This window comes from Luminiphilus syltensis NOR5-1B (genome assembly GCF_000158175.1).
In the GTDB taxonomy this organism is placed as follows: Bacteria; Pseudomonadota; Gammaproteobacteria; order Pseudomonadales; family Halieaceae; genus Luminiphilus; species Luminiphilus syltensis.
The window spans coordinates 1,611,901-1,634,496 of record NZ_DS999411.1 but is presented as its reverse complement, the minus strand read 5'-3'; the positions used below and the strand labels follow the sequence as shown (position 1 = coordinate 1,634,496).

25 protein-coding genes are annotated in these 22,596 nt (G+C 57.2%); 15 read left to right on the top strand and 10 right to left on the bottom strand.

Translation table 11 applies throughout. The features are described 5' to 3' along the window. Positions 1–22 precede the first annotated feature (22 nt). The 4 genes from NOR51B_RS07285 (at position 23) to NOR51B_RS07270 (ending at position 3,525) form a co-directional block, all read left to right on the top strand. Positions 23–442, top strand: a complete 420-nt coding sequence (locus tag NOR51B_RS07285) for a CopD family protein (RefSeq protein ID WP_009018997.1) — start codon at positions 23–25, stop codon at positions 440–442. Positions 443–515: 73 nt separating this feature from the next. Further along, positions 516–1,796: a glutamate-1-semialdehyde 2,1-aminomutase gene (gene hemL, locus NOR51B_RS07280; RefSeq protein WP_009020294.1), complete on the top strand. Its 1,281-nt coding sequence runs from the start codon at positions 516–518 to the stop codon at positions 1,794–1,796. Positions 1,797–1,805: 9 nt separating this feature from the next. Continuing rightward, complete coding sequence (gene hemB, locus NOR51B_RS07275; RefSeq protein ID WP_009019090.1) at positions 1,806–2,813, top strand: porphobilinogen synthase; 1,008 nt, start codon at positions 1,806–1,808, stop codon at positions 2,811–2,813. Positions 2,814–2,820: 7 nt separating this feature from the next. Continuing rightward, positions 2,821–3,525 (top strand): delta-aminolevulinic acid dehydratase, encoded by a 705-nt coding sequence (locus NOR51B_RS07270; protein WP_195891481.1) that lies wholly within the window; start codon positions 2,821–2,823, stop codon positions 3,523–3,525. A gap of 44 nt (positions 3,526–3,569) precedes the next feature. On the opposite strand, the gene NOR51B_RS07265 is transcribed toward NOR51B_RS07270, so the two are convergent. Further along, positions 3,570–4,154, bottom strand: coding sequence for an NUDIX hydrolase (locus tag NOR51B_RS07265; protein WP_009019084.1), 585 nt, complete (start codon positions 4,152–4,154; stop codon positions 3,570–3,572). Between the two features lie 204 nt (positions 4,155–4,358). On the opposite strand from NOR51B_RS07265, the gene NOR51B_RS07260 reads away from it, so the two are divergent. The 5 genes from NOR51B_RS07260 (at position 4,359) to NOR51B_RS07240 (ending at position 9,171) form a co-directional block, all read left to right on the top strand. Continuing rightward, entirely contained in the window at positions 4,359–5,360 is a 1,002-nt protein-coding gene (locus NOR51B_RS07260) for an adenosine kinase (RefSeq protein ID WP_230198423.1), read from the top strand. Between the two features lie 55 nt (positions 5,361–5,415). After that, positions 5,416–5,772 (top strand): pentapeptide repeat-containing protein, encoded by a 357-nt coding sequence (locus NOR51B_RS07255; RefSeq protein WP_009020862.1) that lies wholly within the window; start codon positions 5,416–5,418, stop codon positions 5,770–5,772. 69 nt (positions 5,773–5,841) lie between these two features. Beyond that, complete coding sequence (locus NOR51B_RS07250; RefSeq protein ID WP_230198422.1) at positions 5,842–7,590, top strand: protein-disulfide reductase DsbD family protein; 1,749 nt, start codon at positions 5,842–5,844, stop codon at positions 7,588–7,590. A gap of 10 nt (positions 7,591–7,600) precedes the next feature. Next, positions 7,601–8,053: a copper chaperone PCu(A)C gene (locus NOR51B_RS07245; protein WP_050759436.1), complete on the top strand. Its 453-nt coding sequence runs from the start codon at positions 7,601–7,603 to the stop codon at positions 8,051–8,053. A 53-nt stretch (positions 8,054–8,106) separates the two neighbouring features. Then, positions 8,107–9,171 (top strand): DUF2333 family protein, encoded by a 1,065-nt coding sequence (locus NOR51B_RS07240; RefSeq protein WP_009020263.1) that lies wholly within the window; start codon positions 8,107–8,109, stop codon positions 9,169–9,171. Between the two features lie 6 nt (positions 9,172–9,177). Here the strand turns inward: NOR51B_RS07240 and prmA are convergent, their stop codons facing one another. Genes prmA through aroQ form a run of 4 tightly spaced genes read right to left on the bottom strand, consistent with a single transcriptional unit; the run spans position 9,178 to position 12,407 of the window. Then, entirely contained in the window at positions 9,178–10,077 is a 900-nt protein-coding gene (gene prmA, locus NOR51B_RS07235; RefSeq protein WP_009021438.1) for a 50S ribosomal protein L11 methyltransferase, read from the bottom strand. After that, on the bottom strand, positions 10,074–11,420 hold the full coding sequence (gene accC / locus NOR51B_RS07230; protein WP_009019590.1) for an acetyl-CoA carboxylase biotin carboxylase subunit: 1,347 nt from the start codon (positions 11,418–11,420) through the stop codon (positions 10,074–10,076). The genes prmA and accC overlap by 4 nt, the downstream gene beginning before the upstream one ends. A 50-nt stretch (positions 11,421–11,470) precedes the next feature. Beyond that, positions 11,471–11,944 (bottom strand): acetyl-CoA carboxylase biotin carboxyl carrier protein, encoded by a 474-nt coding sequence (accB, locus tag NOR51B_RS07225; RefSeq protein ID WP_009019005.1) that lies wholly within the window; start codon positions 11,942–11,944, stop codon positions 11,471–11,473. 7 nt (positions 11,945–11,951) lie between these two features. Beyond that, positions 11,952–12,407 carry a type II 3-dehydroquinate dehydratase gene (gene aroQ / locus NOR51B_RS07220; RefSeq protein ID WP_009020687.1) on the bottom strand — a complete coding sequence of 152 codons (456 nt, stop codon included), beginning with the start codon at positions 12,405–12,407 and terminating at the stop codon, positions 11,952–11,954. 380 nt (positions 12,408–12,787) lie between these two features. Here aroQ and dusB point away from each other — a divergent pair, with 380 nt between their 5' ends. Genes dusB through coq7 form a run of 5 tightly spaced genes read left to right on the top strand, consistent with a single transcriptional unit; the run spans position 12,788 to position 17,647 of the window. Continuing rightward, complete coding sequence (dusB, locus tag NOR51B_RS07215; RefSeq protein ID WP_040481907.1) at positions 12,788–13,798, top strand: tRNA dihydrouridine synthase DusB; 1,011 nt, start codon at positions 12,788–12,790, stop codon at positions 13,796–13,798. Positions 13,799–13,815: 17 nt separating this feature from the next. After that, entirely contained in the window at positions 13,816–14,097 is a 282-nt protein-coding gene (gene fis / locus NOR51B_RS07210; RefSeq protein ID WP_009019387.1) for a DNA-binding transcriptional regulator Fis, read from the top strand. Between the two features lie 3 nt (positions 14,098–14,100). Further along, on the top strand, positions 14,101–15,672 hold the full coding sequence (gene purH / locus NOR51B_RS07205; RefSeq protein ID WP_040481906.1) for a bifunctional phosphoribosylaminoimidazolecarboxamide formyltransferase/IMP cyclohydrolase: 1,572 nt from the start codon (positions 14,101–14,103) through the stop codon (positions 15,670–15,672). Between the two features lie 9 nt (positions 15,673–15,681). Further along, on the top strand, positions 15,682–16,968 hold the full coding sequence (gene purD / locus NOR51B_RS07200) for a phosphoribosylamine--glycine ligase (protein ID WP_009021620.1): 1,287 nt from the start codon (positions 15,682–15,684) through the stop codon (positions 16,966–16,968). Positions 16,969–17,002: 34 nt separating this feature from the next. Then, positions 17,003–17,647, top strand: coding sequence for a 2-polyprenyl-3-methyl-6-methoxy-1,4-benzoquinone monooxygenase (gene coq7, locus NOR51B_RS07195; RefSeq protein ID WP_040482436.1), 645 nt, complete (start codon positions 17,003–17,005; stop codon positions 17,645–17,647). 130 nt (positions 17,648–17,777) lie between these two features. Here the strand turns inward: coq7 and NOR51B_RS07190 are convergent, their stop codons facing one another. Beyond that, positions 17,778–18,206 carry an OsmC family protein gene (locus NOR51B_RS07190; RefSeq protein ID WP_009018875.1) on the bottom strand — a complete coding sequence of 143 codons (429 nt, stop codon included), beginning with the start codon at positions 18,204–18,206 and terminating at the stop codon, positions 17,778–17,780. Positions 18,207–18,322: 116 nt separating this feature from the next. On the opposite strand from NOR51B_RS07190, the gene crp reads away from it, so the two are divergent. Beyond that, a complete protein-coding gene (crp, locus tag NOR51B_RS07185; RefSeq protein ID WP_009021029.1) occupies positions 18,323–19,006 on the top strand; it encodes a cAMP-activated global transcriptional regulator CRP in 684 nt (227 codons plus the stop codon). On the opposite strand, the gene trpC is transcribed toward crp, so the two are convergent. The 4 genes from trpC to NOR51B_RS07165 all read right to left on the bottom strand — a co-directional run bounded on the left by trpC (position 18,976) and on the right by NOR51B_RS07165 (position 22,365). Continuing rightward, the gene (trpC, locus tag NOR51B_RS07180; RefSeq protein WP_009021729.1) at positions 18,976–19,803 is read right to left on the bottom strand and encodes an indole-3-glycerol phosphate synthase TrpC; all 828 of its coding nucleotides are present in this window, start codon (positions 19,801–19,803) and stop codon (positions 18,976–18,978) included. The two genes, crp and trpC, sit on opposite strands and share 31 nt — an antisense overlap. Further along, positions 19,803–20,846, bottom strand: coding sequence for an anthranilate phosphoribosyltransferase (gene trpD / locus NOR51B_RS07175; protein ID WP_009018894.1), 1,044 nt, complete (start codon positions 20,844–20,846; stop codon positions 19,803–19,805). Before trpD ends, trpC begins: the two co-directional genes overlap by 1 nt. A gap of 12 nt (positions 20,847–20,858) precedes the next feature. Continuing rightward, the gene (locus tag NOR51B_RS07170) at positions 20,859–21,443 is read right to left on the bottom strand and encodes an anthranilate synthase component II (protein ID WP_009019911.1); all 585 of its coding nucleotides are present in this window, start codon (positions 21,441–21,443) and stop codon (positions 20,859–20,861) included. A 73-nt stretch (positions 21,444–21,516) separates the two neighbouring features. Beyond that, the gene (locus NOR51B_RS07165; RefSeq protein WP_040481905.1) at positions 21,517–22,365 is read right to left on the bottom strand and encodes a glycosyltransferase family 4 protein; all 849 of its coding nucleotides are present in this window, start codon (positions 22,363–22,365) and stop codon (positions 21,517–21,519) included. Positions 22,366–22,596 lie beyond the last annotated feature (231 nt).

Here is a 22,596-nt window from a genome sequence, read left to right as displayed (position 1 = left end):
CGCACGTTCACTCGAGGTCGTCATGCTCTGGACGCAGGCTTTTCACGTGATTTTTATGGTGTCGTGGTTCGCCGGGATCTTTTATCTGCCCCGGATACTGGTGTATTACGCCGCCGCGGACCACCCGGAAACGAAAGCAACCCTGGCCATCATGGCACGAAAATTGTACCGTTTTGTCACGCCCTTTATGCTGCTGACTATCGGTTTCGGCGTGTGGCGACTCAGTGCACAGGCGGATTACTATCTCAGCAGCGGCTGGATGCACGCCAAACTGGCCTGCGTGGCAGTACTGGTCGCCTACCATATCCAGTGCGGTATCTATGTGCGTCGGGTCATGGCCGGCGAAGACAATAAAACCCATGTGTTTTACCGTTTTTTCAACGAGGTCCCGGTACTTTTCCTGTTTGCTATCGTGCTCCTGGTTTATATACGCCCCTTCTGACAGGCAACGTCCGACATGCAAGTAGCGCCCATGCCTGCAATAATCCACCCCCCAATCCAATACGAAGAGCATCATGTCCCAGTCTGAAATTCTTTTTGAACGCGCAAAAAAACACATACCCGGCGGCGTAAATTCACCGGTACGCGCCTTTAAGGCGGTCGGCGGAACCCCCGTGTTCATCGAACGCAGCGATGGCGCCTACTTTTTTGATGTCGATGGCAAGCGCTACACCGATTACGTACTGTCCTGGGGCCCCATGATCATGGGTCACAATCACCCCGAGGTCAGGGAAGCGGTGATCAAAACTGCTGAGCATGGCCTCAGCTTCGGCGCCCCGACCGAAATCGAATGCGAGCTGGCGGAAAAGTTGTGCGCTCTGGTGCCGAGCATGGATTACGTGCGCATGACCAGTTCAGGCACCGAAGCGACGATGAGCGCCATTCGTCTTGCCCGGGGCTATACCGGTCGTGACAAGATCATCAAATTCGAGGGCTGCTACCACGGTCATTCCGACTCGCTGCTGATCAAAGCCGGATCCGGGGCATTAACTTTTGGCGTGCCCAGTTCCCCGGGAGTCCCCGACGTTCTGGCCCAGCACACCGTTACCCTGCCTTTTAATGATCTCGATGCCCTGCGCGCGGCCTTCGATGAGCTGGGGGATGAGATTGCCTGCGTAATTACTGAGCCGGTGACGGGCAACATGAATTGTGTATTGCCCGAGCCCGGCTATCTCGAGGGCATGCGCGAGCTGTGTACGGCCAATGGCGCGGTATTGATTCTCGATGAGGTGATGACCGGCTTTCGCTTTGGCACCCAGTGCGCCCAGGGATTCCTGGGTATTGAACCCGACCTGACCTGCCTTGGAAAAATTATTGGCGGCGGCATGCCCGTGGGTGCCTTCGGCGGCAAAAAAGAGATTATGTCGCACATATCGCCCCTTGGGCCGGTATACCAGGCGGGAACGCTCTCGGGCAATCCCGTGGCTATGGCGGCGGGACTGGCCACTCTGAATATTATCTCGCGCGATGGATTTTATGACGACCTCTTCCGGCACACTACCGAACTCTGTGAAGGCATGCAGAAAGCTGCGGATAAAGCGGGGGTGCCCTTTACCACCAATCATCTCGGCACCATGTTCGGTGGTTTCTTTACCACTGAGAAAAAAGTGACCCAATACAGCCAGGTCATAGCCGCCGACACCGAAGCCTTCGGCCGCTTCTTCCACAGCATGCTCGATTCTGGCGTTTACCTGGCCCCCGCCTCCTACGAAGCGGGTTTTATGTCGTCCGCACATACCGATTCCGATATCGCCGAAACCATCGATGCAGCGGCCGCTGCCTTTGCCGCGCTGTAGGAGTCGAACATGTCTGTCAGTCATCGAGGTCCCTTCCCCGCCAGTCGACCCCGTCGCCTTCGCAGCAAAGCCTTTGCCCGGGCTTTGGTGTCAGAAAACCGACTCTCTCCCGCTGATCTGATTTACCCCGTTTTCGTGCTTGAAGGCAGCGGGGAGTGTGAGGCCGTGCCATCCATGCCCGGTGTCGAGCGGTTGAGCATCGACCTGCTCATCGCCAAGGCGCGGGAAGCACAAGGGTTGGGCATCCCTGCTTTTGCGCTCTTTCCCGTGGTCGGTCAGAACCAGAAATCCCTCGATGCCGCTGCCGCCTACGCGCCGGACGGACTGGTGCAACGCGCCATCGCCGAACTCAAGTCAGCGGTCCCTGAGCTCGGCGTCATTACCGATATCGCACTCGACCCCTACACCACTCACGGACAGGACGGGATCATCGATGAAGCGGGTTACGTCATCAATGATGTCACTACCGACACCCTGGTTCGCCAGGCCCTGTCCCATGCCGAGGCCGGCGCCGATGTGGTGGCTCCTTCAGATATGATGGATGGCCGCATTGGCGCCATTCGCGACACGCTGGAGCGCGAGGGGCACATCAATACCATGATCCTCGCCTACGCTGCGAAATACGCATCCAGTTACTACGGCCCCTTCCGCGATGCCGTTGGCTCGTCCGAGAACATCAAGGGTGGTGACAAGAAGACCTACCAGATGGATCCGGCCAACAGCGATGAGGCGGTACACGAGTGTGCCCTCGATATCGCCGAGGGCGCCGATATGATCATGATCAAACCCGGTATGCCTTATCTGGATGTCGTGCGGCGTATCAAGGAAACGTTGCAGGTTCCGACCTTCGCTTATCAGGTCAGTGGCGAGTACGCCATGCACCAGGCGGCCTTTGCCAACGGGTGGCTGGAGCGGGATGCGGTAACCCTGGAATCCCTGCTGGCGTTCAAACGCGCCGGCGCCGATGGCGTACTGACCTACTTCGCTCTCGATGCTGCGCGGTTGCTTCAGGGCTGAGCCCGCCTTGGGTAAGGCAGCGATGACTCGACAGGCGCTTCTGGTGGCATTACTCACCGGATTCACCAATGTGTCCCTCGCCGACCCCGGTGACTGCAGCTGCCTTTGGCAAGGCAGCTTTGCCGAGGTGGCCAAAAACACCGACGCCGTGGTACTCGGTGAAGTTGTCGCCACACGCGGCAATGCAGTGGACCTCAAGATCGAATCCACACTGCACGGGCTGGCCTACCCCAACCCGATTCGCGTGTGGATGAAGACCGGCAGCTACTGTCGACCGGAGGTTGAGCGGTTTCCAGAGGAGAGCCGCTGGGTCATGGCGCTGTTTCGTATCGAAGCCGACGCTGCGGAGAACTTTGACCCGGCAACGCCCAACCAGAGCTACGGCAGACCTTTTGATTATCGCCTGTCGGGCTGTGGTGGCTACCACCTGCGGGTCAATGGCGACACGGTGAAGGGCAACCTGGTGCCCGGTATGACCCGCTGGGACCAGGAGCCTGAAATGACACCGGTGCTGCTTGAGGTGGTAACGGCATTTTTGAAGGGTCGGGCGAGTAGCGAAGACCTGAAGTCGGCCTCCGAGGAAGATCCTGCGCTGAAAGCCCTGATGCTCGATACACGTACCTTTCTGCGCGGCCAATCCGACTATCTTGACGACGATGCGGTGATGGAGGATGAGGAGACTGTCGGCCAGAAGGATTCGGCGGCACCCTGACCCACCTGCATGGAGTACGCAGGATCCACCGATCGCCAGCCCAACTAGCGCTGGGCCGCTTCGAGTAACTCGTCGATCATTCTGAGTGACAGTCCCCAGATGCGGTGCCCCCGATAGAGATAACTGTCACTGCTTAATCGAGTGCCCCGCCATTCCCAGTGATGCGGCACCCGGTTGCCCTTATCGAGAAAAAACGCCAGTGGTATCTGAACCACCGCATCCACCTCGTGGTTCAGAGTCAGTTCGGGCAGGACCGCGAGCCGGAAAACAAACGGACTCACCAGCAACTCGGGTCGATCCTTGCGCCACCCGGTATCCACATCGCTCAGCTCACACAACAGTTTTGCACAGGCTTCAAGATCGACCCCAATTTCCTCGCGGGTCTCCCGGATGGCGCAGGCCAGCTCACTGGCGTCACCGGCGTCTCTTCGACCGCCGGGAAACCCCATATGTCCGGACCAGGGATCACCGACGCGACGCGCCCGCTGAATCATCGCCAGCTCCGGGCCGCGTCTGCCCTCCAGCAGCGGCAACGCAACCGCCGCCTGCCGCTTTGCAGGACCATGATCCTGTCTTGGCTTGGGGTGTCGCCGCAGCCGTTGCTCAAGTTGCTCGATGTTTAACGACATAGGAACAGGCAAACCACCTTCATCTGGACAGGCGCTGAGTTTACACGGAGCGAACTCCTGCCCCCAGACCACCTGCCAAGGCAAACTCGATAACGTGTGCGCTAAAAGCCAATCGCCGCTGCGGATCAAGACGAAAATTGGCAATACACAACTGCTTTTTGCAGCAGGATGCGGGATAATTCCGGTTTTATCTGGAGCACAATTTTGAACCACTATATGGCCTACGCCATCGGCGCGGCATTGGTCGACACTGAGATTGAGGTCAACGACGATGACCTTGAGGCGATGAACGTTGAAAAGGGCATGATGACGCTGGTCGATGAAGCACGCCAGGCGGAGTTGCTGGGCCATTTATCTGATCATCTCATACGCGCCAATCACGCTTCTGGCGGCAGCGCCGGCAACAGCATGATTGCTTCAGCCCTATTCGGTGCGCCTACGTTTATGAGCTGCAAGGTCGCTGAAGATGAGGATGGCGACATCTATCTCAACGACTTGCTCCAATCGGGTGTCGGCCACGGCCTTGACGACAAGCGTCAGCCGGGCACTACCGGCAAATGCCTGGTACTCATCACGCCCGATGCCGAGCGCAGCATGAATACGTTTCTCGGCACCTCCGAAACCCTGTCCGTCAACGAGATTGATCGCGACGCCTTGATTGCCTCGCACTGGACCTATCTGGAGGGCTATCTGGTGACTTCACCGACCGGTCACGAAGCCGCCGTGCGAACCCGAGAAATTGCCCAGGAACATGGGGTAAAAACAGCGTTGAGCTTTTCAGATCCCGGCATGGTTGCCCACTTTCGCGATCAAATGGCCGCCATTATTGGCGATGGACTCGATATGATCTTCTGCAATGAGGCCGAGGCACTCGAGTGGGGTAATACCGAGGATCTGGAAACCGCCATGGAAGCCATCAAGGCGGTTGCAAAAACCTTTGTGGTCACCCGCGGGGCACGGGGCGCTTTGGCTTTTGACGGCAACCATTTGGTCGATGTCCCCGCGCACAAGGTCGACGCCGTCAATACCAATGGTGCCGGCGACATGTTTGCGGGCGCTTTCATGTACGCGCTCTACCGGGGCGAGGACTATGCTCGCGCCACTCAATTCGCCGTTCGCGCAGCCGGCGAAGTGGTCAAATATTACGGCCCTCGACTGGCACCCGAGGGTTATCGCGCGCTGCGACAGGAATTTTTCGGTGATTAGTCAGTGACACCAACAGTTTCATAAACCCCACTGATAACCGAACAGGAGTGAGAACATGAACAACAAGGTCAGCAAACCCCAGATAAAAAACGATCCGCTATACCAGATGTTGCGGACTGAAGACGTCGATGCCTTTAACGCGAACCGGGACAGCATGGACACCGGGCAACTTGCCGGCGGCGACTACCGCGGTCGAGATCTGCGCCGACTGAATGCGCGAGGGCTTGATTTCTCCAATGCGTATTTCCGCAACTCTGACCTCAGCGGCATTGATTTTCGGGAAACCAATCTCGAGGGCGCGAGCCTGATGGATGCCAAAGTATCCGGCGTCTACTTCCCCGACGCCTTGAGCCCTGAGGAAATCAGGCTATCGCTGAATACGGGAACCCGGCTTCGCTATCGCCAGGACTGATACGCCGACGCCCCTGCACCCGCGTCTGTGTCACTAGTGAGCCCTGCGAATCCGACTACAATGCCCATCATGAATAAACTGTTGCACGCTTTTGCCTGTTGGGTCGTTGGACTCGGCCTGGTGCTCGCCAGTGTGGTCTCCACGGCACAGAGTGGGGGCCTCGCTGCGCTGTCAGAACAGCAAAACCCGTTCCTACCCGTCGACGAAGCCTACCAACTCGCCGTCGAAATCGAGGGGCCGCAGCAACTGCGCCTGGTGTGGCAGATCGCCGATGACTACTACCTGTACAAACACCGCTTCAAGGTCGTCCTCGAGGACGAGACTGGCGTAGTCACGGGGGAAATCGACTTTCCGCCGGCCATTGCAAAAACCGATGACTATTTTGGCGATGTCGAGGTGTATTACATCGATGCCAATCTCGCCTTTGCTGCCGATCGCCCTTTTGGTACTGCCAAACTATCGGTGACATCGCAGGGGTGTGCCGATGCCGGTTTGTGTTATCCACCCCAAACCGAGGTATTTACCGTCAATCCTCAGGCCGGGGTGGTTGATTCGGGCTACGACGACCCACGACCCGAACCCAGGGCAATCGTCGAAGTGGCCACACAGAGCAGCGGTACAACGACAGGGGTTACGCTGTGGACGGCACTGCTGTTCGCCTTTCTCGGGGGTATCATTTTGAATGCGATGCCCTGTGTGTTCCCGATTCTGTCGCTCAAAGTGCTGAGCTTCGCCACCGGTGATCCGCAAAAGCATCATCGCCAGGCGTGGATTTACTTCAGCGGCGTGGTCGCCAGTTTTGTTTTCGTCGCTGCCGTCCTAATCACTCTGCAAAATACTGGCCAGGCGATTGGCTGGGGTTTTCAGCTCCAGTCACCGGGTTTTGTTATCGCGCTGGCCTATCTGTTCACGGCAATGGCGCTATCACTCTCTGGCCTCGTGGAATTTGGTACGGGCCTGATGAATGCGGGCAGTACACTGGCAGGACAAGGGGGCTCTCGCGGTAGCTTCTTCACCGGTGTACTAGCCGTCGTGGTCGCCAGCCCCTGCACCGCTCCGTTTATGGGCTCCGCGCTTGGATTTGCGTTAACACAGCCGACTGCCATTGCGCTGCTGGTCTTCGTCGCGCTGGGTGCCGGCATGGCATCGCCAATGGTGCTGCTGAGCTACAGCGCCCACGCGCGCAACGCGCTGCCGAAGCCCGGCAAGTGGATGGATACCCTGAAGTCACTGCTCGCATTCCCGCTGTACGGTACGGCCGTCTGGCTATTGTGGGTCGCCGGAAAACAGGCCGGGGTGGATACCATGGCGCTCGCGCTGGCGGGGCTGGTAACGCTGGCGCTAGGGCTTTTCCTGCTCTCTGGTCACGGGCTCCGCCGTTTGCTCGGTATAGGCTTCATCGTGCTCGCTGTGGCGCTGGGAACCCTTCGCGGCACCGCACCCAGCCAAACCTCGGCGCGCCTCGAGGGTACTGTCGCCTGGTCGCCCAGTACCCTGGCGGGACTGCGGGACGAGGGTCGGGCTGTTTTTGTCGATGTGACGGCCGATTGGTGCATCACCTGCCTCGCCAACGAGCAGGCAGTTTTGTTTACCGACGATATTCGCGACGCGTTCGAACGCTCAGGGGTGGTTTATATGATCGCGGACTGGACCAACTACGACGTCGACATCGGTAATTTCGTCAACAGCCACGGCCGTAACGGCATTCCCCTGTATGTCATGTATCCCGCGGATGGGGGTCAGCCCACCCTATTGCCTCAGCTTCTTACCAAACAGCTGGTTCGTGACGCGTTGGCCGCCGCTCAACTCCCGCCCTAAAAGAGCCTCAATGAAAACATCAAGCCATCAGCCATTGACCCTACTGCTAATAACGGTGCTATCAGGCATTTTTGCAGCTTCAGTTCTGGCCGCGGACGTGACCTTCAGCAACGCGTGGGTCCGGGCCATGCCGCCCGGTCAGGCCATGACCGCAGGCTACGGAACGTTAACCAATACCGGCAAGAAAACGATTGTGATCACCGATGCCATGAGCCCTATCGCAGCATCGACCGAGATGCACATGAGCAAGACAGAGGGGGGGCAGGTCACCATGGTACCCTTGGAGAAAGTGGTGCTGGAGCCAGGTAAGGCGTTTGACCTGGTGCCCGGTGGAGCGCACCTGATGCTCATGGGTATCCAAAGAATGCCGTCAGAATCCGAGCGCGTATCAATATGCCTCATCACGGATGGTTCGGATCAATTCTGTACCGACGTTCCAGTGAGTCGCTCGGCACCGCAATGAACTGGGGTTATCATCGACCCAACTAGGCCACACCGTCACACGGGATACCGCTGATGCGCTTTGTTGACACCATCAAGGATTTTTTCAGCAACCTATCGGATTCGCTGGCGCTCTCCGGAATCGCTGGCGATGATGGTCGCAACTGGCGCTGGCTTTCAACCCTCGCCGTTATCTATCTCATCGTTATCATAGGCTTGGGAATATGGTGGAGCTTGCCCCCGGCCCCATTCGATATTCGCGAGAATGCACAGGCTCGATCAGCAGCCAATGATCAGGCCATAGTGCCGGGAACGGCGACCACGGCTACCCTCATCGGCGTGATAGATACCTTACTGAACAAACCCGGTGGCTACACCCACAACGACCTGTTCCCCCCGGGCGTTGTCATGGATAACATGCCGCAGTGGGAATACGGCGTGCTGATTCAGTCACGTGACCTGGCGAGGGCGCTGCGAGAAGTGCTCAGCCGCTCGCAATCCCAGTCCAGCGAAGACGTAGATCTGACACTGGCCGAACCCAGAATAAACTTTCAGTCCGATAACTGGGTGCTCCCCGCCTCGGAAAGCGAGTATCTCGATGCGCAACGCTATCTTCAGGCGTATTTTGAACGGCTGCCATTACGGGGTGATGGCAGTTCGCAGTTCTATGCCCGCGCGGATAACTTGAACTTCTGGCTCAGTATGGTGGAGAAGCGCCTCGGCAGCCTGTCGCAGCGGTTGTCTGCCAGTGTCGGGCAACGCCGATTGAATACCGATCTGGCGGGTGATCCCGATGCAACCCAGTCCACGGCTGAACCCACTGAAATGGAAGTGCGCACTCCCTGGAGCAAAGTCGACGATATCTTTTACGAGAGTCGAGGCGCGGCGTGGGCATTGATTCATTTTCTCAAGGCGGCAGAAATCGATTTCGCCCAGGTCCTGGAAAAGAAAAATGCGGTGGTGAGCCTGCGTCAGATCGTGCGCGAACTGGAAGCGACCCAGGGATTCATCTGGAGCCCGATGATTCTGAACGGTTCGGGCTTCGGACTTTGGGCCAATCACTCCCTCGTGATGGCGTCGTATATCTCCCGCGCCAATGCGGCCCTCATCGACCTCAGTGGGCTACTGGAGCAGGGCTGACCTCGCTCAGGGGCGGGTCATTCCGCCCAGCAAGACCCACTCTTCGAGGTCATTCTCCGAAGCCAGCGTCAACCAGGGTTGATAGTGGTCAATCAATGCAGTCATCTGGTGATCCAACAACCCCGCCAGCAATAAACGCCCGCCAGGTTTGAGCAGATCACACAGTAGCGGAGCCAGCTCTGCCAGCGGCCCTGCAAGAATATTGGCCACCACCAGATCGCTCTGACCGCGCCATTGATCGATAGCGGCATCATTGGGTGCAACGATCGCAAACCTATCGGGGTCGACATGGTTTCGCTCTGCGTTCTGATGGCTGGCGGTCAGTGCCTGGGGATCGTTATCGACGCCCAGCGCCCTCGTCGCACCCAGTTTCAGTGCGGCGATGGCCAAAATACCGGTACCACACCCGTAATCCACAACACGCATGCCGGGCTGAATAATCTTATCCAGTGCCCCGAGGCACATGGCGGTCGTCGGGTGGGTGCCCGTGCCGAACGCCAGTCCGGGGTCGAGCAGAATATTGACGGCCTCGGGCTCGGGGGGGGCGGTCCAACTGGGGCAGATCCACAAACGATCGCCCATTTTCATCGGGTGGAAGCTGTCCATCCACGCGCGCTCCCAGTCCTGATCCTCTACCTCAGTGACGGTGGTGTCTATGCGATTAACCAGTTCTCGGGGCACACCGGCGAGCACATCGGCGACGGGAGTCCCCGATGGGAACAGGGCAATGACACAAACGTTATCCCAGATAGGCGTCTCACCGGGGCCGGGCTCCAGCAAGGGCTGATCCGCATTATCGCGCAGGGTCACCGCGGCGGCACCGCAGGAAAAGAGATAGTCCTCTAACGCGTCAACCGACGGGCCAACGGTATCGAAGCGAAGCTCCTGCCATGTCGTGTCTGTCACATCTCGCTTTCCAGCTTGCTTTCCAGGTAATGGATACTCACACCACCTGCCTGGAACGAGGGATCGACGACCAGCGTTTGATGTAACGGCGCGTTGGTGCGAATACCCTCGACGACCAGCTCATCGAGTGCCTGGCGCATCTTCGCCAGTGCCGACTCCCGATCGTGGCCATGGGTAATCAACTTGCCGATCAAACTATCGTAATGGGGTGGAACCGTGTAACCACTGTAAACGTGGGAATCGACGCGGACCCCATGCCCCCCGGGGATGTGGAATTTATTCACTCGACCGGGCGACGGCATAAAGGTTTTCGGGTCTTCGGCGTTGAGACGGCACTCGAATGCATGCCCCCGGAACTGGACATCGGACTGGGAAAACGAGAGTTTTTCGCCACCGGCGATCAGCAGCTGCTCGCGAACGATGTCCACACCGGTAATCAGCTCGGTGACCGGGTGCTCAACCTGAACCCGTGTGTTCATTTCAATGAAATAGAAGCCACCGTCCTCGTACAAAAACTCGAACGTCCCCGCCCCGCGATAACCCATCGTCAGACAGGCCTGCACGCAGGCCTCTCCGATTTCATCGCGAACCTCAGGGGGAATACCGGGCGCGGGGGCTTCTTCGATTACTTTTTGATGGCGTCGCTGCAGCGAGCAATCGCGATCACCGAGATGTACGGCATTGCCCTGCCCGTCAGCCAGCACTTGAATCTCGACATGGCGCGGCCGCTGCAGGAATTTCTCCATATACACGACGGGAGAACCGAAGGCGGCGGCAGCTTCCGACTGAGTGACCTGAATGGAGCTGAGCAGCACCTCTTCGTTATGAACCACGCGCATACCGCGACCACCACCGCCCGCGGCCGCCTTAACAATCACCGGGTAGCCAATTTCCCGGGCGATTTTCAACACCGCATCAGGATCATCGGGTAGCGCTCCGGCGGAACCCGGCACGGTAGGCACACCACTTTTCTCCATGGTCTGCTTGGCCGAGACTTTGTCCCCCATCAGACGGATGGTATCCCCCGTCGGACCAATAAACTTGAAGCCACTTTTTTCGACCTGATCGGCGAAATCGGCATTTTCAGACAGGAAACCGTAGCCCGGATGGATGCTATCCGCATTGGTCACTTCTGCCGCACTGATGATGGCGGGTACGTTCAAATAGCTCTTGGCCGACGAGGCAGGTCCGATGCATACCACTTCATCGGCCAGCCGCACATGTTTAAGCTCACGGTCGGGTACCGAATGCACCGCGACCGTTTGGATACCGAGCTCTTTACAGGCACGCAGTACACGCAGCGCAATTTCGCCACGATTGGCAATCAACACCTTTTCAAGCATGGATCAAATCCTCTTTACGGGAAGCGGTCATGGCGACCGTCATCCTATGTTCAGGCAATCGTGAACAGCCGCTGGTCAAACTCGACCGGCTCCCCATCCTCGGCATGTATTGCCGTAATCGTTCCCGCGCGATCCGCTTCGATTTGATTCATCATCTTCATCGCCTCGACGATACACAGCACATCCCCCACTGCGACTTCCTGACCGACTTTCACGAAGGCGGGCGCGTCCGGGCTTGGCGAGTTATAGAACGTTCCCACCATCGGCGACAGAACACCGTGGCCCTCAGCCGCTGCGTCCGGAGACGCGGCCTCGACAGATGACGGGGCCGCTGCTGCGGCAGGTACCGGAGCCGCGGCTACAGCGGCCGGTGGCGGTGGCGGTGGCGCGTAGTGGATTGGCGCCGGAGACCCGGCACCGTTTCGACTGATACGGACCGACTCTTCGCCTTCTTTGATCTCGATTTCGTCAATGTTCGACTCCTCGAGCAATTCAATCAGTTTTTTGACCTTACGGATATCCATGGTGGCCTCACTCGTCCATCGACTGGTTTGCTAAATGATTCAGTACCGCTTCCAGCGCGCAGTCGTAGCCAAAGGTACCCAGACCACAAATCACGCCGACGGCAATGTCGGAAAAATAACTGTGCTGTCGAAAAGACTCTCGAGCGTGCACATTGGAAATATGGATTTCCATAAAAGGAATATCGACACCAGCAAGCGCATCGCGCAATGCGATGCTGGTATGGGTGAACGCACCCGGGTTTATGATGATGAAGCGCACGCCATCGTCTCGAGCCGTATGCACCGCCTCGATCAATTCGTGCTCGGCATTGCTTTGCACTGCCGTCAGTTCACATCCCGCCGTCGTCGCCCGATCCACCAACCGCCTGTTGATGTCGTCGAGATTTTCATGACCGTAAATCTCGGGCTCGCGGGAACCCAGTAAATTCAGGTTGGGGCCATGTATCAGCAAAACATCCGCCATTGCACAACAATCCAAAGCCAAAACGGTCGGTTAATTATTATCCTATAGGCCGAGTGTCACCCCTAGCCATGGCGTTGTCCAATCTTTTGCGCTAAACCGGTATTTTTGCGATTTTTCAACGACGATAGCTGCAATTTCGCCCACTATGGGTCGTACGCAGCGCCCTGGCAGCTAGCCACCGCCGCCTGGCGTTCTGCGATGCTTACACCGTTGATGGGCAGAAGACCCCGGGCTCGCAGGTGGCCCTTGCGCAATTGCAGCCCACTCACGGCGAATACCCGGGGAATTGCCCCCAGCGGCGTGGATAAATTTTGCCCAACCCCTTCTCTGATCTGGGGCACTGGAGTAGACTCTCGGGCCCCTGTCAATTCGACCCCACCATGCTGAAAATCGGGCACCATACCCTACCAAACAACGTCGTTGTCGCGCCCATGGCGGGCGTAACCGACAGACCTTTCCGGGAACTGTGTCTCGACCTGGGCGCCGCAATGGCGGTTAGCGAAATGATTAGCGACGATCCAGAACTGGCGCAGTCGCGAAAGACCCGATTGCGCCGCGAACACAGTCCGAGGGCAGCCCTGAGGTCGGTCCAGATCGTTGGCAACGACCCCGAGCGAATGGCCGCAGCCGCCCTTCGCAATGCCAAAGACGGTGCAGATATTATCGACATCAACATGGGTTGTCCGGCCAAAAAGGTGTGCAAAAAGGCGGCTGGATCCGCGCTGCTGGGTGACGAGGCCCTTGTTACCGCTATTCTGGAGGCGGTCGTCTCCACCGTTTCCGTTCCCGTTACCCTGAAAATTCGCACCGGCCTCGATCGATCGCGGCGAAATGGGGTGCGTATCGCCAAGATAGCGGAGGACGCGGGCGTACAAATGCTCGCCGTCCACGGTCGTACCCGCGCCGATAAATTCGCAGGGGATGCCGAATACCACACCATCGAGCAAATCGTTGACGCGGTGACTATTCCGGTCCTCGCCAATGGCGACATCAACTCCATTACCAGGGCAAGGCGCGTGCTCGAGACCACGGGTGCTGCGGGTGTCATGATTGGTCGTGGTGCGCAGGGACAACCCTGGCTACCCGGTATGATCGCTCGCGCACTTCGGGGTCAAAGCACTGCCGCACCATCACCAGAAACGCAGGTCCAGATTATTCAGGGTCATCTGCTCGAACTCATTGCCTTTTACGGCGAGTTTATGGGCACCAAGATCGCGCGCAAGCATGTGGGATGGTTTGCCGACGGCTGGTTTACCAACGAGCCCACGACCGCGCGCCGCTGGAAGCAACAGTTTAATCGGCTGGATCACTACAAAGACCAACTGGAACACCTGGCCCACATTCAGCACTTTAACCACCGAACCCCAAGGATAATATCGCTGGCCGCCTGAGCCCGCGTGATTCAATAGTGCCCAAAAAGAAAAAATCACTGCCGACACCGCTTCGCGACAGCGCCCAAAAGGCCATAAAAGCGTATCTGGAGACTTTGGATGGCGAGCAGCCAACGGATGTCTTTGCCCTCGTCATCGCTCAGGTTGAGGAACCATTGCTTGCCGAAGTAATGGCCTACGTGAGCAATAATCAATGTCGGGCGGCAGAAATGCTGGGGCTAAGCCGCGGAACGTTGCGCAAGAAGCTTCGCCAGTACCAACTCATCGACCAACCGAAACCACGAAAAACCAGGGAATAGATCATGACCGAGCACCTCGCTCCCGTCCGCCGTGCCTTAATCAGCGTGTCCGACAAAACCGGCGTTATCGAGCTCGCCAAGGCCCTCGTTGAGCGCGGCGTGGAAATACTCTCTACCGGTGGTACCTGTCGACTACTCGCCGACTCCGGCGTCACAGTAACCGAAGTATCCGATCACACGGGCTTCCCCGAGATGATGGATGGCCGGGTAAAAACACTGCATCCCAAAATACATGGCGGCGTGCTCGGTCGACGAGGCACCGATGACGCCGTAATGTCGGAGTATGGCATCGCCCCCATCGATCTCGTTGTAGTGAACCTTTACCCCTTTGAGGCGACCGTTGCACGTGAGGGCTGCACCCTCGAAGACGCGATCGAGAATATCGACATTGGTGGTCCCACCATGGTCAGAGCAGCGGCTAAAAACCACCGGGATGTGACGATTGTGGTCGACGCTTCGGACTATCATTGCCTGTTGGAGGAGCTGGAAAATCACGACGGCCACACCACCCAGAAAACCCGCTTTGAGCTGGCCATTAAGGCCTTCGAACACACCGCCCACTACGACGGCGCCATCGCCAACCATTTTGGAAGACTCGTTGACGGGGGCAGCGACGCCTTTCCTCGCACCTTCAACCTTCAGCTGCACAAAGTGCAAGAGATGCGATACGGCGAAAACCCCCATCAGGAGGCCGCGTTTTATCGCGAAGCAGCACCCAAAGAAATTGGAATATCGACAGCCGAGCAACTACAGGGCAAGGCCCTGTCTTACAACAATGTGGCGGATACCGATGCCGCACTGGAGTGCGTAAAAGCGTTCGATGAGCCTACCTGTGTCATTGTGAAACACGCCAACCCCTGCGGGGTCGCCAGCGCGGAGACCATTGCAGCGGCCTACGATCTTGCCTTTGCCACCGACCCGGAATCCGCTTTCGGCGGCGTTATTGCATTCAACCGAGCGCTCGATGGACCGACGGCCAGCGCCATCGCCGAGCGACAGTTTGTCGAAGTCATTATTGCGCCCGAGATTTCCGAGTCGGCACTGGCTGCGCTTGCGGAGAAAAAGAATATTCGGGTCTTACAGACGGGTTATTGGCAGTCACCGATTCCTGCAAAGGACTTCAAGCGGGTCAATGGCGGCCTCCTAGTTCAGGATCGCGACGATGGACGGATCACCCGGGAGGACCTCAAGGTGGTGACTCGCCGAGAGCCCACCGACAGCGAGTGGAAAGATTTACTGTTCAGCTGGAAAGTCGCGAAGTTCGTAAAATCGAATGCCATTGTCTACGGCGACGCCGGCCGCACCATTGGTGTCGGTGCGGGCCAGATGTCCCGGGTCAACTCAGCGAGAATTGCAGCGATCAAAGCCGAGCATGCGGGGCTTCCTGTGCAGGGTGCGGTAATGGCGTCGGATGCCTTTTTTCCTTTTCGTGATGGTATCGACAATGCGGCTGAGCGCGGCATTGCCGCGGTTATTCAACCCGGAGGATCAATTCGGGACGAAGAGGTTATCGCCGCTGCAGATGAGGCCAACATGGCCATGGTCTTCACCGGTATGCGCCACTTCCGTCACTAGGGAACTGTCATGAAGGTAATGGTGATCGGTAATGGCGGGCGGGAACACGCGCTAGCCTGGAAACTCGCCCAGAGCGCCTCGGTTGAGCAGGTATTTGTGGTTCCCGGTAATGCCGGGACCGCAATGGAGGCAGGCCTACAGAATATCGATCTCGATGTCATGGACTTTGCGGCAATCGCAGACTTTGCGTCGACCAATGGTATCGGGCTTACTGTGGTGGGACCCGAGGCACCCCTGGTAGAGGGTATTGTGGATTACTTCACAGCGCGCAAGCTACCCTGTTTCGGTCCGAGTAAGGGCGCGGCGCAGTTGGAGGGTTCCAAGGCGTTTACCAAAGATTTCCTCGCGCGACACAAAATCCCCACCGGCTTTTACCAGACATTCACCGAGGTCGACAAAGCACTGGCCTACATCCGCGAGCAGGGCGCGCCTATTGTCATCAAGGCCGATGGACTCGCTGCGGGCAAGGGGGTGATTGTTGCAGAGTCCCTTCCGGTCGCCGAGGCCGCGGTTGAGGATATGTTGTCTGGCAATGCCTTTGGCGATGCCGGCTGCCGGGTCGTGATCGAGGAATTCCTGCCCGGGGAAGAGGCAAGCTTTATCGTCATGGTCGATGGCGAGCACATACTGCCCATGGCGACCAGCCAGGACCACAAACGTATCGGTGAGGGTGATACCGGACCCAACACCGGAGGTATGGGGGCCTATTCGCCGGCTCCGGTGGTCTCTGATGAGATCTTCCAGCGTGTCATGGAGCGGATCATCGAGCCCACCGTTCGCGGTATGGCGAGTGAAGGGAATGCCTATTGTGGCTTTCTCTACGCGGGTCTCATGATTGACGACCAGGGCAATCCCAGAGTCATCGAGTACAACTGCCGCTTCGGTGACCCTGAGACGCAACCCATTATGCTCCGTCTGAAGAGTGACTTCGCCGGCCTGTGCCAGGCGGCGCTGTCCGGTGCACTGGATACGGTCGATGCGGAGTGGGACCCGCGGCCGGCGATCGGCGTCGTCCTCGCGTCGCAGGGTTATCCTGGCACCTACGCCAAAGGCATGGCCATCGCCGGACTCGATAGCCCCTTCGGTGACGATACCAAGGTATTCCATGCGGGTACTGCAGAACAAGCGGGTCATTGCGTCACCAGTGGTGGACGCGTTTTGTGCGTCACCGCTCTGGGTAACACCGTAGCCGAGGCCCAGGCCTTGGCCTACCGCGGGGTCGATAAGATCGCGTGGGAGGGCATGACCTGCCGCCGGGATATTGGCTGGCGTGCAGTCGAGCGTTATAGTCAATAGTGAAATCATGGGTAAATCCAGACTGTTAACGACGATGACTACACGAAATTTGAGCGCTATTGACCGCTTGCTTGCAGAAGCCGACTCGATGTTACGTTCCCTGTCCCGACGCGGTGCCAGCGCCGCGCGCCCCTCCCCGGCCGAAGGGCATAGCGATGCGGATCTCACCCCCGAAGAACAGCGTCATGCGGCGGGTCTGATGCGGGTTAACCACACCGGAGAAGTATGTGCCCAGGCGCTGTATCAAGGGCAGGCGCTCACGGCGCGCACCGCGGGTACCCGTGATGAAATGCTCGACGCGGCGCAGGAGGAGATTGACCACCTGGTCTGGTGCGAGGAACGACTACAGGAACTCAACGCCCGGCCCAGCGCCCTGAATCCCCTGTTTTATGGCGCATCTCTCGCGATGGGTGCCGCCGCCGGTGCGATCAGTGACAAAATGAGTCTGGGCTTTGTGCATGCCACCGAAGAACGAGTCGCCAGTCACCTGCGGCACCACTTAAAGATACTGCCCCGACAAGATCGAAAGTCTCAACTCATACTGCAAAAGATGCTTGAAGACGAGGAACGACATGGGGCCAACGCGCTCAAGGCGGGTGGGGAAGAGTTTCCTCGGCCGATAAAAGACGTGATGTCGGCATTATCGCAACTGATGACACGCAGCACCTACTACCTGTAGCACGTAAGTAGGCCTCCCCCGCAAACAGTATTCCCATCGGCTATTCCATCGTCTTTGCTTCCGGAAGCCCTTCAAAGCCAGCGAGGCAGCGCCATGGTGTAGGCGTTGCTCTCGGTTGACAGCGCATCAATCAGGCCGATTCAGCGTCTACAATTGCGTAGCTATGGCCGACTTTGACGCCAGCTGCTGCGAACATAATCGACGCCGAGCAGTACTTCTCCGCCGATAACTCGACCGCCCGCTTGACCTGAGCCTCTTTGAGACCAAAGCCCGTCACTACAAAATGAAGGTTCATTTCAGAAAAGACGGCGGGCACTGCGTCGGCACGCTCAGCGTGAAGCTCCACGCGACAGTCCACGACGCGCTGACGGGACTTTTTCAGCATACTCAATACATCGTAAATGGCGCAGCCGCCAGTACCGAGTAACAACATTTCCATGGGGCGCAGCGACTCATTGCGACCCCCGAGATCTTCAGGGCCATCCATCACCACCGAATGGCCACTGCCGGATTCACCAACAAACTTGGCTCCATCGAGCCATTTAACCTGTCCTTTCATGCACATCCTCGCTTGGCTGGAAGGTGGGGAATTTCCCGATTGATGCGGGAAAGGCTCTCCACTTTCCCCCCCTAAATACGCTATGCTAACCGAACCGTTAGTAATTCGTTGGATTTATGTCAGATTCGATCAGACCGCAGGTCACCGCTCAAATCCCTGGGGTCGAGGACTTTTTACGCTATTGCGAACGGGTCAAGGTCAACGCAAAGACCTTTATTTTCCGGCAGGGCGATGACAGTGAATTCCTCTACCTGATTCTCGACGGCTCGGTTTCGGTGCTGGTAGACGATGAGGAACATCCCGAAATGGAGATGCTCGTCAGCTACCTTAATCCCGGTGATTTTGTCGGCGAAATGGGACTGTTTGGTGAGCATAAGCGCAGCGCCAATCTGCTTGCACGGACCGACGTAACGCTCGCTCGAATCTCTTATGATCGATTCCACCAGGTGCGCGGCGAGTTCCCGGAGGTGCTCTATGCACTGGCCAACCAACTGGGCTATCGGCTAAGAAACACCACCCGCAAGCTTACAGACCTCGCCTTTGTCGATGTTGCCGGGAGGATCTCAAAAACGCTGCTTGAACTGACCGACCAGCCCGATGCGATGACGCATCCCGACGGTATGCAAATACGTATTACGCGTCAGGATCTGGGCAAACTGGTCGGATGCTCCCGGGAAATGGCAGGCCGTGTGCTGAAGGCACTTCAGGAACAGGGCCTGATTGACGTGTCCGGCAAAACTATCGTGGTGCTCCGTGAGCCTCGCCAAAGTCAGGCACCGCTGCTCGTGAACGACGGATAAAACAGTCGCTCCAACTCAGCGCCAGGATTTTCTGCGCGCATAAAAGCTTCACCGACCAGAAACGAGTGGACGCCAGCCGATCGCATCCGCTGCACATCCTCTGGATTGTGAATGCCGCTTTCAGTGACCACCAGCACATCACCGGGTATCGATCCGAGTAATCCAAGAGTGGTTTCCAGACTGGTATCAAAGGTGTGAAGATCGCGATTATTGATGCCAATCAATGGCGTATGAAGCGCCAGGGCATCCTCGAGCTCGGCAGCCGTATGTACCTCTACCAACACATCAAGACCCGCTTCCCCCGCGCATTCGTGTAAAGCCGCCAATTCACTCGACTCAAGACAGGCCGCAATCAATAATATGGCGTCCGCACCAATGCTGCGCGCCTCCCATATCTGATACTCGTCAATCGTAAAGTCTTTTCTCAGTACCGGCAGGTCACAGGCGGCACGTGCTTCCCTCAAATACTGTTCATTTCCCTGAAAAAAATCGGCATCGGTCAACACAGACAGACACGCCGCCCCACCCGCCTGATAGCTGGCGGCGATCTCTGCGGGTACGAAGTGTTCGCGAATTACTCCCTTACTGGGGCTGGCGCGTTTCACTTCGGCGATCACAGCGGGCTCGCCCACCTCCAGGCGGTGCCTGATGGCGTCAACAAAACCGCGAGCCGGTGACGCCTCAGCCGCTGCAGTCTTCAGTGTCGCGATCGACTGCCGATCGCGACGCTCAGCCACTTCTTCGACCTTGCGATCGACTATTTTCTTGAGCACGGTGGGGGCATTGAGCTTTGCCATTACAGATCACCCGCCTTCAGCCCATTGGTATAGGCGATAAACGACTCCAGCTTTTCCATCGCCTGGCCGGTGCTGACAAGATCATCGGCAAGCTCGATACCGCCGCGCAGTGAGCGCGCCACACCCGAGACATAAATAGCCGCGCCCGCATTCAATGCGATCATCGAACGGGCCTTCACCGCCTCGGCGGGGGGCTTACCGCCCAAAGCGGCCCTGATGAGATCCGCTGACTCCTGCGCGGTGTCGACGACCAGCCCCTCGAGGTTATCGTGGGCCTGATCGTAATCTGCCGGATCAATCGTAAAACGCTCGACATCCCCATCCCGCAACTCACTGACCCGGGTAGGCGCCGCAATCGATATCTCATCCAGACCATCGTTGCTGTGCACCACCAGCGCATGGCGCAGTCCAAGCAGGCCCAGCGCCGAGGCGAGGGTCTGACAAAGATCAGGGCTGAATACCCCCAGCACCTGCCGCTCGACATGCGCTGGATTGGTCAACGGGCCGAGAATATTGAATAACGTACGCATACCCAGGTCTTTTCGCGGTTCCACCGCGTATTTCATGGCACCGTGGTGCGCCGGCGCAAACATAAAGCCGACGCCGACATCGTCCACGCAGCGGGCAATCTGCTCCGGCGTCAGATCGAGGGGGACACCGAGCGCCTCGAGGACATCGGAGCTACCGCTGGAGCTCGACACCGAGCGATTACCATGCTTTGCCACGCGACCACCGGCGGCGGCGACAACAAAGGTCGACGCTGTTGACACATTGAAGAGATTGGCGCCGTCACCCCCCGTCCCTACCAGATCCACCAGATTGGTCTGGTCGACATGAACGCGTTTGGCGAGGCTGCGCATGACCTCCGCAGCGCCTGCGATCTCATCGATCGTCTCACCGCGGATACGCAGGGCAACGAGCAATCCCGCGATCTGGGCGGCGGTATTCGCCCCACTCATGACATCGGTCATGACCTCCCGCATTTCCTCACGCGACAGGTGATCGCCATCGACCAGTTGCTGGATCGCCTGTTGAATATTCATGCCATGGTCCTGTTATTGGGTATTTTCAAGAAAATTTCGCAGCAGGTCATGCCCGTGCTCTGAAAGTATGGATTCGGGATGGAATTGTACGCCTTCCACCGCCAATTCCCGATGCCTCAGCCCCATAATGGCCTCAAATTCCCCGTCGTCGGTTTCGGTCCAGGCCGTGATTTCCAGAACGTCCGGCAGGGTCTTCGGATCCACAACCAGGCTGTGGTAGCGCGTGGCCGTAACCGGGCTCGGCAGTCCGGAAAATACCCCGGTGCCATAATGATGTACCGGACTGGTCTTACCGTGCATCACCGACGGCGCGCGGACGATGTCCGCGCCATAGACGGCACCAATGCTCTGCTGACCCAGACAGATACCAAACAGGGGGATCTTCCCCGCAAAGTGCGCGATGACCGACATCGATATCCCCGCCTCAGTGGGCGAGCACGGGCCCGGCGAAATACAGATTTTTTCAGGCGCCATGGCTTCAATACCGGCAATATCGATCTCGTCATTACGGCGCACCTCAACCTCAGCGCCGAGCTCCCACAAATACTGGACGATATTCCAAGTAAAGGAATCGTAGTTGTCGATCATTAGAATCATGATTGAATAATAGCAGGCAGCAATAGCTTATTAGGCGGCGTTTTTATCGCAATTTTCGCTGCAGGTTCGAACTCTAAAGTCTTGCTTTTAGCAAGTTTATACAGCGCTGATTAGAGAAATTCTCGTTCACATAGTCAGAGATATCAGACAGGTTGACTTCGTTAACTGCTTCATCAATCAGACTAGGCCAGTTCCTAAAGTCGTCGTCGCACCTTACAACCCCGCTTATTCCCTCTGGAAATCCTATAAAGCTATGATGGGTACCGACTACTGACCGGCCGTGCGCTAAAGCTTCAAGAACCTTGATCTTGAGACCCGAACCAAATCTCACTGGCGATAGGCTTACATGGATCGCTTGGTAAAATACACGTACTTGATTTATCGTTCCCATTATTTGGGTCGAATTCATATTCCTCTTGGCCAGATCGGGTCGATTTTGAAGATATTCCGAAATCGGACCGGCTAAAACGAGCTCAAAACCTAAATCCCCATGCTCGAAAAAATGTTGCCAGCCATCAATATTTGGCTCCATCACCGAACCGATCAAACCCGAGGTTATGGGTCTGCGAGGCATCACCTGAGGATTCCAATTAACATTCGGAGGCAGGTAACACACATTATTCAAACCTGATGCATGGAGATAATTTGCCTCGTCTAAACTAATCGAGCAGACGATGTCATAGGTTCGAAGTTTCCTAATCTCCTCTTCTTTTTCGAGCCCTCCCGACCAAGAAAAGCCGAAGCTTTCATATGCCTCCGCTCGCAAGTGCATAACATCATGGTTTTCACAGATTGTTACGCATGACAATGCTGCTGCAATTTCATTTAGATTGTCATAGTTGAAATAAGCGATATCGATCGATTCCTGACTAAATAATGCATCGACCTGGCCACCAAAATCACGTGGAAGTCCATCACCCACCGGCACAGTCCAACCCGGTAGGGGGCAAGAATCTCCGTTTAAGGAGAAATATAGTATAGACACCTGCTCGAAATGACCTAGCAGTAGTTGGTATCGATTGCGTATAAGTGACCCACAACCGGAAGGCAGCTTCCAAAACGGGTGGTGCGTAACTACGCATACATGTGCGCTAAATTCTGGCATTAAGCGTCAAATCTTCCCCGCCTTTGGGCGCGTTTTAAACAGATCTCT